Origin of the sequence: Nafulsella turpanensis ZLM-10 (genome assembly GCF_000346615.1) — a bacterium.
Taxonomy (GTDB): domain Bacteria; phylum Bacteroidota; class Bacteroidia; order Cytophagales; family Cyclobacteriaceae; genus Nafulsella; species Nafulsella turpanensis.
The window spans coordinates 26,009-38,175 of the sequence record NZ_ANNU01000032.1 but is presented as its reverse complement, the minus strand read 5'-3'; the positions used below and the strand labels follow the sequence as shown (position 1 = coordinate 38,175).

5 protein-coding genes and 1 pseudogene are annotated in these 12,167 nt (G+C 46.8%); 2 read left to right on the top strand and 4 right to left on the bottom strand.

Translation table 11 applies throughout. The annotated features are described in order from the left end of the window. Positions 1–6: 6 nt before the first annotated feature. The 4 genes and pseudogenes from F752_RS26650 to F752_RS0113005 form a co-directional block, all read right to left on the bottom strand. A pseudogene (locus F752_RS26650) lies at positions 7–78 on the bottom strand (SEC-C metal-binding domain-containing protein); the annotation flags it as partial. A 241-nt stretch (positions 79–319) separates the two neighbouring features. Further along, positions 320–3,436: an efflux RND transporter permease subunit gene (locus tag F752_RS0113015; RefSeq protein WP_017732184.1), complete on the bottom strand. Its 3,117-nt coding sequence runs from the start codon at positions 3,434–3,436 to the stop codon at positions 320–322. After that, positions 3,437–4,675: an efflux RND transporter periplasmic adaptor subunit gene (locus tag F752_RS0113010; protein ID WP_017732183.1), complete on the bottom strand. Its 1,239-nt coding sequence runs from the start codon at positions 4,673–4,675 to the stop codon at positions 3,437–3,439. A 134-nt stretch (positions 4,676–4,809) separates the two neighbouring features. Then, complete coding sequence (locus tag F752_RS0113005) at positions 4,810–6,288, bottom strand: TolC family protein (protein ID WP_017732182.1); 1,479 nt, start codon at positions 6,286–6,288, stop codon at positions 4,810–4,812. 603 nt (positions 6,289–6,891) lie between these two features. On the opposite strand from F752_RS0113005, the gene F752_RS0112995 reads away from it, so the two are divergent. Together F752_RS0112995 and F752_RS25395 are read left to right on the top strand one after the other, a co-directional pair. Continuing rightward, on the top strand, positions 6,892–10,656 hold the full coding sequence (locus tag F752_RS0112995; RefSeq protein WP_160164112.1) for an Ig-like domain-containing protein: 3,765 nt from the start codon (positions 6,892–6,894) through the stop codon (positions 10,654–10,656). A 52-nt stretch (positions 10,657–10,708) separates the two neighbouring features. Continuing rightward, positions 10,709–11,839 carry a DUF6089 family protein gene (locus F752_RS25395; RefSeq protein WP_017732180.1) on the top strand — a complete coding sequence of 377 codons (1,131 nt, stop codon included), beginning with the start codon at positions 10,709–10,711 and terminating at the stop codon, positions 11,837–11,839. Positions 11,840–12,167 lie beyond the last annotated feature (328 nt).

Genomic DNA, 12,167 nt, shown 5'->3' with positions numbered 1-12,167 from the left:
CTCTATCGGTTGATGGCAGTTTTTATATTTTTTCCCGCTCCCGCAGTGGCAGGGTTCATTTCTTCCAACTTTTTCCATTTTGTAAATATATTGAGGGGCCAATTTACTAATCCTTATCCATAATTCCCACCAGTTTCAACACCGGCTCTGTTTTGTCAGTTCAAAACTTCCTTTCAAAGCTATAAAATATTCTGAGTTAGCAAGAGGGTGTAGTGGCGCAGGCATCCTTTTGATAGAATTATAACAGGAGCACCCTTAATTGTCGGGAGAGAAATGCCCTCCTAGTCTGCTACAACAGGCAAGGGTCCCGGGTGAGCTGTTAAGCTGACTTTGCCTTTGATTTAAATGCAGAAATAATGTCTTCCAGAATAAGGTACAGGGAAGGGACCATCAGCAGAATAAGTGAGGTAGTAAAGATTATGCCAAACCCGAGGGAAATGGCCATAGGAATGAGATTATTCGCCTGCGGAGAGGTTTCCATAATAATAGGGGTGAGACCTCCGAAAGTGGTTAAGGTAGTGAGAATAATTGGCCGGAAGCGCCGGATGCCTGCCTCATGGATGGCTTCAAAGACTGATTGCCCTGCCCGTTTTTTATTAGCATAGTCGATCATGATCAGGGAGTCATTTACCACCACTCCCGATAAGGCAATTACTCCCATTAAGCTTACCAGCGAAAGGTCGTAACCCAGCAGTATATGGCCAATTACAGCGCCCACAATGCCAAACGGAATAGCGGTCATTACAATTAAGGGCTGAAGGTAGTTATTAAAAGCTATTGCCAGCAGGGCATAAATGACAAACATGGCCAGGGCAAAACCGCCCCAGAGCGCCTGGGTGGATTCCCGCATTTCGGCCTGGCTCCCTTCAAAAGTCCAGGTAATGCCCGGGAAGTCTGCCCTTAACTGGGGAAGTACCTTCTGTTGCAGCGATTCCAGCACCTGGGTTACGGTATTTGCCGGCTCTACATCCATGCCTACTGTTACCACCCTTCGGCCATTTCGCCTGTTAATGCTCGTAAATGCTTCCCGCTGCTTTATATCCACTACGTCCATCAGCAGGACTTCTGTGCCATCAGGGGTACGGATAATAAAGTTCTCCAGGTTGTACAGGTCCTTTCTTTCTTCGAGGGGCAGCTTTACCCGAACCTCTACCTCGTTCGTTCCTCTTAGCTGCCGCATGGCAAGGGCGCCATAAAAGGCATTCCGAACCTGTTGTCCTACTTCGGAAGAGGTTAAGCCTAAGTTGCGGCCTTCGGGGAGAAGCTCAAAATTAAACTGGAGCTTTCCTTTATTATAATTATCACTTACATCCCGCGTATTCTCAAACGATTTTACCCTTTCCATAAAGGCCTGGCTGGCTTTTTCCAGCACGGCAATATCGGAGTGGCTCAGGTCAACACTAATGTCCTGCGCAGCACCACCGGGACCACGTTCGGCTTCGAAGGTAATCTGGTCCACCCCCTCAATGTCGCCGATCTCCTCACGCCAGAGCTGGATCACGTCACGAGCCGTCATATCGCGCTCATCCGAGGGCTTCATTTCAATTTCCACATCAATAAAGTTCTGGCCCCGTACATTGGTTTCAACCCCTTTAGCTACTTTAAATAATTCGTGCTCTTCGAACATCCGAAGGGTGGAGGCGGTAATCTGGTCGGCAACTTCTTTTGCCTGCTCAGGGGTGGTGCTCACCGGAAGCCGGCCCCCCGCCTCAATTTCATCGGCAGCTACCTCTGGCATCATAATAATGCCCATATGATCGCTGTAGCCATAGCCGCCCACCATCACCAGGAGGGCAATCGCTGCGCTAAAAGTAATGTAGCGGTTATGGAGGCAGGTTTTTAGTAACGGGTTATAAAATCCATCGACGAAGCCTTGAAAGCGGTTAGCGAAACCATGCTGCAGGCGCTCAAGATAAAGGGCGCCTTTAAATGATTTCTTTGAGCTGTGGGCAAGGTGCGCCGGGAGGATGAACAGGGCTTCGAATAAGGAAACAGTCAGAACAATAATGACCACTGCAGGCAACGGCCACCAGAACTTACCAGTAGTGCCGGGAATAAACAACAGCGGAATAAAGGCGATGATATTGGTTAAAATACTGAAAATTACTGGTTTGGAGATGTCTCTGGCGCCTTTAACAGCGGCATCGAGAAAACTCATGCCCTGTTGCCGGTATTCATAAATGTTTTCGCCCACCACAATAGCATCGTCCACCACAATACCCAATACGACTAAAAAACCAAACATCGAAATCATGTTGATGCTCAGGTCGAACAGAGGCAGGAACAGCATGCCGCCAATAAAGGCAATGGCCATCCCCATCATAACCCAGAAGGCTAATTTGTATTCCAGAAAAAGTGCCAGTATGAATAGTACAATCACGATGGCCATGATACCGTTTTCAGTGAGCAGGTACATACGTTCGCGGTAATCTTCAGCGATATTGCCATCTAACTGGTGATGGATACCCTCCGGAAGAGACTTTTGAAACTCGGCCAAAACATCTTTTACGGCCGAGGCAATCTCCAGGGGCGACTGCTCTCCAATTCTGAAAACCTCCAGCTCAATGGAAGGCTGCTGATTAAACTGGGCGTGAAAACCCTCTTCTGAAAAGCCGTCCGTAATTTCAGCTATCTCTCCCAGGCTAACGGAGGCTCCCTGTGCACTGGTAACCACTTCAATTTGTGCGAGCTCTTCTGCCCACTGCTTGCGCTCATTCATGCGCAGAAGAATCTCGCCTGTGGCCGTTTCTACTGCGCCGGCCGGAACATCCCGACTCGACTGGCTTACAATTTCGGCCACCTGGCCAAGGGTAAGATTGTATTCGCGTAAACGATGGTGGGGAATTTCGATATGGGTAACATATTCCGGTACATTTGAAATTTCTACCTGTGTAATTGCCGGATTATTTAATAATTGATCGCGGAGCCTCTCGCCTAATTTTCGGAGTGTCCAAATGTCGGTGTTACCATACAGCTTTACTTCTATAACCGAACGCTGCTGCGATTGCAGGCGCACCTCGGGTTCTTCTGTTTCGTCCGGAAAAGTTCGGATTCTGGCAATGGCCTGGTCAATGTCCTGAAAGGCCTTCATGCGGTCGGTGCCGGACACCAGTTCAATAAGTACAGTTCCGGATCCTTCATCGGCCGTGGAGGTAATTTCCCTGATGCCCTGCACGCCTTCTACGGCCTCTTCTATGGGTAACAGTATGCCCTGTTCCACCTCGGCAGGCGCTGCTCCCGGGTACTCCACACTCACCTCGACTATGTCCAGCTGAAACTCGGGATATACCTCCTTCTGGACATTGTATACCGACCACAGGCCGCCCCCGATAAGAATAATCATCAGTAAGTTAGCTACAATAGGGTTGTATACCATATAGGCAATGAGGCCTTTATGCTTTTCCGGAAGGTGGTTATTTGAAGGAGCCTTTTCCATTTAGTAATTTCCCTGGTTTTGAATTTCGTGTGGAGCCTGTTGTTCTTCGCCAGGACTTGCAGCTGTGGTGCGGGTATCAGCTGCTTTAAGGCGGAGCGGCGCTCCTTCTGTAACGGTAGACAGGTTGGTTTTTACCACCAGCTCGCCCTCCTGCAGGCCTTCTGTTATATAGGCATATTCTTCAGTACTCAGGGCAATATCCACCTCCCGGATGCTGAGTTTGTCTTCTTCCATTACCCACACGGTTTCATCCTGTCGTACATACTCCCGCTCGAGTTGCACCACGTCCTCCAGAGGTTTGCCCTGTATACGCGCTTCTACAAATGCATTAATAATAAGTGGAGGAAGTTCGGAAGAATCGCTCCGGAGCGCCAGCGGATCCGGTACGGAAATCAATACCCGTGCCAGGCGGGTCTGGTCTTCCAGCGCCCCTATCAGTTTAAAAAGGTAGCCGGTTCTGTATACGCCTTCCTGCCAAGCACGTAAATCGGTAATCAGCACTTTTAAGCCCTTTTCTTCTTCGCTTTCAGGAAAAGAAAGCCAGCGAAGTTTGGAGAGCGGTATTGTGGCTTCCACCCAGTATACCTCTCTGCCCACCAGGCGCCCCAGGTTTTCGGCAGGGGCTACCTGTGAGCCTACATTTACCTTGCGGCTAAGGACGTAGGCATCGAATGGGGCTCTTATGGTGGTGCGCTCTACCTCCAGCTCTGCCTGCTCCACAGCGGCACGGGCTGCTTCTACTCTTGCTTTTACTGCATTCAGCTGGGGTTCACGGAGCACAAGGTCTTCATTAATATCAGGTAAGGATTCATCCACCAGCTGATAGTCTTTACGGGCGATATCCTGCCGGCCTTCCTCGATTTGCAAATCGGCCAGGGCCTGGCTTAAGGCACTTTTCTGCAGGGCGAGCCTGTTCCTGTAATCAGCCGGGTCTATCTGTAAAATAACCTCTCCTTTTTGTATAAACCCGCCGGGAATAAAATTAGGGGCGAGGGAGACGACCTCCCCACTCACTCTGGGGCTCAGTATAATGTCTCTTGATGGCTGAACGGTTCCTGTAACGACAATTACCGGCCTGTAGGTGCCTTGTTCAGCAGGGGTAACTTCCACCAGCATGGCTGTTTCTTTAGAGGCTCCTGAACGACTTGCAGTAGGTTCGGTTAATAAAATAAAAGCAGTAACCGCTCCTCCTGAAAGAAGGATAATAGCACAGATGAGAAGCGTCTTTTTCTTATTCATAAGAACGAAATATTTTCAGGGACGGGCTAAGCACCGCTCTTTTCGATATATTATGTTTAGTAGCAATATTGTATTTCAGGTAAATACTAATAGCCTGTGTTAGGCAGTTGTTTGGCGGCTGCCTTATCCTTAATTCATTCGGTGTCAGGCTCGTCTTCGGGCTCCCTTTCTGTTTCAAAACCTCCTGAGAGTGCCTGGTAAAGGGCAATCCGGTATTCAATTAGCGCTAACTTTGCCGAAACAAGATTGCGACGAAGCTCCTGCTCCTGGTCAAGGGCGGTGAGTACATCAAGATAATCCCGCAGGCCGTTAAAATATTCTATCTGCAACTGTTCATAGGTCTGTTCAGCAAGCTCCAGTTGTTCTATTAAAACCTCAATTCTCTCCTGTTGTTTCCTCTCCAGTACCAGAGCATCCTCTACTTCCTGCAGCGCGAACAGAACGGTTTGGCCGTATTCGTAAAGCAGCTGCTCCTTAACCGCCCTGCTTCGCTCTACTTCAGCACTGAGCCTTCCGCCATAAAAGAGGGGGGCAAGAAGATTGCCGGCAAGGGAGTAGGCCCAGTCCTGAAAAAGAGCTTCGGCACTATTTGCTCTTGCCGATACAGCGCCCGATATTGAAAATCTGGGGTACTGGTCACTGATGGCTGCTGCCACTTCACGGTCGGCTGCCTTTAGCAGGAGAAAGGCCACCTGTACATCGGGCCGTCTCTGAATAAGTTCGGCAGGAATGCCCGTAGCAGGCAGGGGAGGGAGAGCAGGGAGGGTATCGGGGAGGTAGTCCATTTCATCTGTGGGAGGGAGCCCCAGTAATACCGTCAGCTGGTGTTCGAGAACCTCAATTCGCGATTCCAGGAGAATTAACTGCTCCCGGCCGGCTTCCAGTAATTGTTCCTGCCGCAGGATGTCAACTCCTCTCACCATTCCGCTGCCAAAGCGTGCCCTGATGAGTTCAAGAATTTTTTCGTTAGTTTCTATCTGTCGCTCTACAATTTCCAGTTGTTGCCATGTTGCCAGGAGCTGGTACCAGGTTTGGGCAACCTCTGCCGAGAGAGAAACAGCGGCTGCGCGATAGTCGAAGAAAGAAGCTTCGGCCCTGAACTCTTCTGCCTCAATGCGGGCGCGAATTCTACCCCAGATATCTGCTTCGTAGGCAGAGGACAGGCCAAAGCGAATGTTTTCGCCTCCTACAAAATCCGGTTGCGGGTAGCTTGTTCCTCCCTGCAAAGAAGCTTCGATATCAGGAAAGAGGTAAGATGATTCCCGATCCACTACTGCTTCTGCGGCCTTAAACCGCTGCCAGGCAATCATCAGGCTAAAGTTAGAATCAAGCGCATGGCTGAGCATGGTATTCAACTCCGGGTCGTTAAAGGTCCTCCACCACCTTTCCGGGGCCTCTGATTCGCCGGACAAAGAAAAAGCTTCCGGTGGTTCGAGCGGAAGAGCAACTTTAGAGGTTTCGGGAGTACAGGCTATAAGAGAGAGCAGGAAAAAGACGGGCAGGAGAAGCCTGGAAGCTGAACAGGCTGGAAAAGAGGGATGGTGTAAAAAAGTAAATGCCTGATTATCAGCTGGTATGTTTTGTTTTTTCTTTGGTGTTGAATGCTCCTCCATGATGCTCTTGCTAATCGGTTAGCGTTAGCCTAACGGCCTCCCGTGATTTGTAACCGGCTGATATGGAATGATGTTTACGGCTGCTGAAGGAGTATAAGCGCGGCGGCTTTCTTTAATTCCTCCTGAGTGGCGCTGAATCCTTTTGAGCATATCCATCCCTTCTCTACAACTTAAACTCTGTTTTGGAATGTCATGACTTTCATTGTTGAAGTATTAAATTGATTTTTTATAAAAAAAGATGAAACAATTCAAAAAATGAACGGTTTCCATACGTGTGAACGCTGTTGCACCCCTTCAATTATCAAAATATTGATACACAGATAAATAAATTGAAATGTCTGCTAAAAAACACATAAATTTATACATAAAGTTAAAAAAGTGATTTAACTTTATGTATGAAAAATAAGTGATAGGTTAAATTCATACACATGTACCTTATGAGATAGATTAGGGTTGCTTTGTTTTGTGAAAGTACGCTGATGAGTAAGATGAACCTTCTTTATTATCAGATTTTAATGGCCTTTGAGGATGTTCAGAAATCAGGTCTTTCTTATCCGGGGAGGCTGGGTATTTGATAAGCTGAATACTTTTTTAATATTTTTTATGGAAAGATATTTTACCTGTTCCAATCATAAAGCAAAGTACCTGCAGTATTTTGTATCCATTCTGGCATTTATTGTTCTACTGCTAACGCTAAGCAGCGGCGTAAATGCAGAAGACCTTGGTTCTCTAAAGCGGAAGCTGAATCCTTCAGGCGAAACGGAAGGCGGCACTGTAGTGGTGGCAGGAAATGAATTTTTAGCAGCTCCGGTAGCCAGTGATGCTGAAGTCCCTTTAAATGAAAATACCCAAAACGGAACAGCAGTACACACAGTTGTGGCACAGGATACGGATGGAGAGGCTCTTACCTATACCATTATAGCAGGGAATGGTGCCGGGGCCTTTCAGATTCTTGATGCTGCAACAGGGCAGATTACAGTAGCAGATGCAAGTAAGCTAAATTATGAAATAACCCCACAGTTTGTATTAGAAGTAAAGGTGTCGGATGGAACTGCTTCAGATACCGCTAACATTACCATCAATATTCAGGATGTAGAGGAAACACCTCCTCCTGCCCCTACAGTAACGGTGGTTGATAATTGCGATGGAACCTCTACGCTAACAGCGAGCAATTATACCGGAGAGTTAAAGTGGAGCACAGGGGCAACCACGTCTGTTATTACCGTATCAGAAGCGGGTACTTATTCAGTTACCCAGACGGTTAATGGTCTTGAAAGTGAGCCTGACACTGGTGTGGCAGATCCAGGGACGAAACCAGCAGCACCAGGCGCAGAAGATGGCAGGCACTGTGGTCCCGGAGTCGTGGAGATAGTGGCCTCGGGAGGGGTAACGAATGGCTACCGCTGGTATAGAGCTGATGGTTCTCAGATAGTGGATGCCAACGGAGCACCTGTAACGACGGCAGTTTATACTACACCGGAATTAAGTGCAACCGAAACATATTATGTATCGGTGGTGAATACAGATGGCTGCGAGAGTGCCAAAACTGAAGTGCAGGCGATTATTAAGAGTGTGCCAGATGCACCTGTAGTTGAAGCACAGCGCTTCTGTAGTAGTGCAAACCCTTCAGTCGCTTCTTTGCCTCAGAACGAAGGTGCTTTCAATTGGTATGCCAGTGCTTCATCGACTTCCGAGCTCTCTCCATCAACCGCTCTTGCTACAGGCACTTACTATGTAACCACTACCGTAGACGGTTGCGAGAGTAATAAAACTGCAGTGAGTGTAACGGTTGATCCTGCATCTGTAGGAGGTACAGTAGCCAGTCCAGCCACTGTTTGCTATAATGCCAACTCCGGAACGCTGCAACTTTCAGGGCAGACGGGCGATATAATCAGGTGGGAATCCAGCCTTGACGGTACTAACTGGACTCCTATTGCTAATACGACTATTAGCCAGTCTTATAGTAATTTAACTAAGACCACGCGATACCGGGCGGTAGTGCAAAGTGGTATTTGCGCGGAGGTCACTTCCACTTCGGCTACCATTACGGTTAAGCCTGAAATTATAGCTTCTTTTAGCGGCATAACGGACGGCGCAACTTATTACTCCGGAGAAAGTAACAAAACCTTAAGCGGCGGCTCACCTGCCGGAGGTACATTTTCCGGACCGGGGGTAAGTACAACTGGTACCGGGAATAATAAAGCCACTGTTTTTTCTCCATGCACGGCACTGGGAGATGCAAATGAAAAGACCGTCAGTATCACTTATTCCGGTGTGTATGATGGCTGTACTTATTCCATTTCCAAGACGGTTACCGTTAAACGCTCGACCTACGCAGTAACCAATGTTGTAAGTGAACCATATTTCCCGATTTGCAAAGGCCAGAATACTTCTTTTACAGCAGTTGTGTACAGAGATGTGCAGGTAATTTACCCCTACATCAATTCTCCAACGGATATTAGCCTGCGTAATAATGCTGTTTATAATGAAGCGTATACTGCTTACTTCTTTGCGAAGTTTGGAAGGGAGCCCTCGCTTATTGAAAAGACTTACCCTGAAAGGTTACTGCAACCTATCGTCATTAACCCCAATCCTGCCTTAAGCATTCAGCAGCAGCTCAATGTTTCTCACTTAGTAGTACCAGCCAGTGATTTCTCTTACCAGTGGGAAAGAAACGGGGGCGCGCAAGGGAATGATAAGGATGTAAGAAGCATCGCGGCTCTATCATCTACTGACTACATCAGGGTGCTGGTAAAACCTAAAAATACCAATAACTGTATTACCTGGTCAGGGCCAACGGTTAGTAACGGAGGTGTCCAGAATGGGATGCCTTCAAACTTTTTGTTCTTCTCTGAGCCGGATTATTCACTGGTGCAGGCAGATGATGCCCCTCCTGTTAATATCTGTGCGGGGGATAATTCTGTAGAGATAGCATTTTCACAGGGTTCATTTAAATGGACCGAAACAAACGCTGAAATAACATGGAAGCTCAGGAGAGATGGTGTTGAATATTCTCTTGCCACTATTGCCATACCGCCCGATGCTACCGAGGCACAACTCAGTGATTATTTCAGCCTGACTGCGGAGGAGATCCGGCAGGGATTGGAATCGCAGAGCCCTCCTGTTTCTCCGGCAGAGCTGGTAGACGGCGACGAGGTTTTTATTGACTATGTCTCGGACATTGACAGAGTGGTTCGGCAGAAATGTGGCACAAGTGGAGAAGCTAATAGGAGTGAGATTGTAGATGTAGTAGTAAATGATATTTCTGCCCAGGCAGAGGATCAGAGCATGGAAGTATGCCAAACGGGCTCCGGAAGCTTTACACTTAATGTAACTGCTACAGGTACCGCTCCTGTAACTTATCAATGGTACCTGAATGGAACACTTATAGAAGGCCAGACATCCGGGACTATTACTATTGAGGATGCCCAGTATTCAGATGAAGGAGTTTATTCTGTTGAGGTAACAAACGGATGCGAGGAAATAGGTCCACTCGATGTCGGTACACTTACCATTGAACCTCTTTCCGTGGTAGAGGCGGAGCTTGAATATACCTGGATAGATCAGCATACATGGGAAATTAGAGCGGTGGAAAAAGCCCCGATTGAGCCGGGGGGCTTTGGGTCGAAACCTACTTTCGTCTGGTACCGAAGAGACAATTCTGTTTCTCCGGAATGGGACATTGTGCAGGAAGGCCCTTCCGATACCTATATAGAACGAAATTCCTCTGCCAATGTAGAAATTATGGCGGAAGTGGTGAATACCACAAGCTGTATTCTATACAACTTAAGTGCTCCGGATAATAGTAACCCTCTTCCTGTGGAATTATTTTCCTTTAAGGCCGAGCAGCAGGGAGGAGATGTTTTGCTGAAGTGGTCAACGGCAATGGAAAAAGATAATACGGGTTTTGAGGTGCAGGTCTCCTCAGATGCAAAGAATTACAGACCCGTTGCTTTTGTGAAAACCCAAAATGGCAACTCCAGCGCCATACAGGAATATGAATTTATCCATAAGGAGCCAGGCCTGCAAGGTTCGCTCTACTACAGGTTAAAGCAGATTGATGTTGACGGAACGGCCTCCTTTCATGGTCCTGTACATGTAGGGATTGAGGCAAGGAATGAGGTGTCTTTTTATCCTAACCCCTTCAATACTGAACTTAAGGCAGAGATAAGAGCGGAAGGGGAGGGAGAATTATTTATTTCTGTCACTAATGCAGTAGGTGCACAATTGCTGCAACAGACAATTCAGATAAAGGAAGGGGTAAGTATAGAAGAACTCATCTTTGATTCCTCTCTGCAGAGCGGGGTTTACATTGTTTCTGTTCGTATGAACGGATTCTCAAAGCGATACAGACTGCTGAAACAGTAAAGCTTGAAATAGTATTAGTGCGCCAGGAATAAATATTCCTTAAATATTTTTTATGAAAAAGTTTTCTATTGCTTCGATAATAATAATTCTCCTGGGATTCTTTTTTTGCACAGCCTTGTATGCACAAAGTCGTAGATCAATTCAATACAGAGAACATCCTTCTTCATTTGGAAGAAATCAGCGCTATTATGCTATAGGAGGTTTTATTGCCGGGCTTAATTATTTTGGTGATTTAGCGCCCACAAATGAGATAGGAAGTACCTACATCCCTCTTACAAGGGCAGGTTTGGGCATTACGGGTTCCTACAGGTTTAAAAGGTACCTCTCCGTAAGGTCTAACTTTATGTGGGGGCGGTTGAGGGGTGACGATATTACGGCAGATATGGAAGATGAAGATGGAAGGTTTCGCTATGCCAGGAACCTTCATTTTCGAAATGATATAAAAGAATTATCGTTTGAATTTGTGGTAGACTTTTTTAATCACCACAGGACTTTTGCCACACGGAGAAAGCTTTCACCTTACCTGTTTTTCGGTGTGGCTGTATTTCATCATAACCCAAGGGCTAAAGTACCTGAAATGGACGCTCTGCATTATGATATTTTTGAGTCACAGCCAATACAGGAAAATGATCCCCGCTATAATGGTGTTTCTCCCGGCGATTGGATTGCCTTAAAACCTTTGGGTACGGAAGGACAGCATTTGCCAGGATCAGATATTAAGCCCTACAGCAACTGGCAGTTTGCTGTTCCGGGAGGTATTGGGGCCAGATTTCGTGTAAACCGCTTATATGATATTAATCTGGAATTAGGGATGCGGCAAACATTTACAGATTATCTTGATGATGTGAGTACGGAATATATTAACCCCGGTGCTTTCGGAGAGGGACCGAAGGCTAACCTGGTTCGATTGATGAGTAACAGAAGTAAAGAACCGGTAACAGCCGTTACAGGAGAAAAGCGCAATTTAGAATATGTCCTGGAAAATGTTTATCCGGCAGTTTCTTTTGGTGAATTGCCGGATGAGTTCGGTCCGGGACCCTATGAATTGATTAATACCTATGGAATGGAAGGCCCGGATTATATCCGTGGAAAGGATGCGTATGATATTTTTATCGTTACAAAAATTACAGTTATCTATTATATAGGGAGTGGCTTTGGTTATAACAGGGTGATTGGGCCCTGATGCTGCTGTTTTGTTATCGCTCAGTATAATTTATCCCGCATTCCCCCCTTTCCTGATTCTTTGTAGTAGTTATTAAGCACTTCCACTTTAAAATTCTTTAGAATCCTGTTCTAACGGTGTACCTGTATATTTTCAAAACTGTAATTAAGCAGGTTATCCAGGACTTTTTCAACAGTAAGATTGTAGCCACTGATAGTAAAGGGGCTGAAGAAATGCGCATGCCTGCTTCAGCCAGGCTAATTTAAAGCATCTGCCGGTAAGGAGTGGAGCAGATTATAGAGGAAAGTCTGGTGGTTTTACATCCTTGAGGAGCAATTCAGCTGCAAAA

Bases quoted from the DNA above. Each gene is read 5' to 3' on its own strand.
- F752_RS0113010 (WP_017732183.1), bottom strand. From the start codon at position 4,675: ATGAATAAGAAAAAGACGCTTCTCATCTGTGCTATTATCCTTCTTTCA.
- F752_RS0113015 (WP_017732184.1), bottom strand. From the start codon at position 3,436: ATGGAAAAGGCTCCTTCAAATAACCACCTTCCGGAAAAGCATAAAGGC.
- F752_RS25395 (WP_017732180.1), top strand. From the start codon at position 10,709: ATGAAAAAGTTTTCTATTGCTTCGATAATAATAATTCTCCTGGGATTC.
- F752_RS0113005 (WP_017732182.1), bottom strand. From the start codon at position 6,288: ATGGAGGAGCATTCAACACCAAAGAAAAAACAAAACATACCAGCTGAT.
- F752_RS0112995 (WP_160164112.1), top strand. From the start codon at position 6,892: ATGGAAAGATATTTTACCTGTTCCAATCATAAAGCAAAGTACCTGCAG.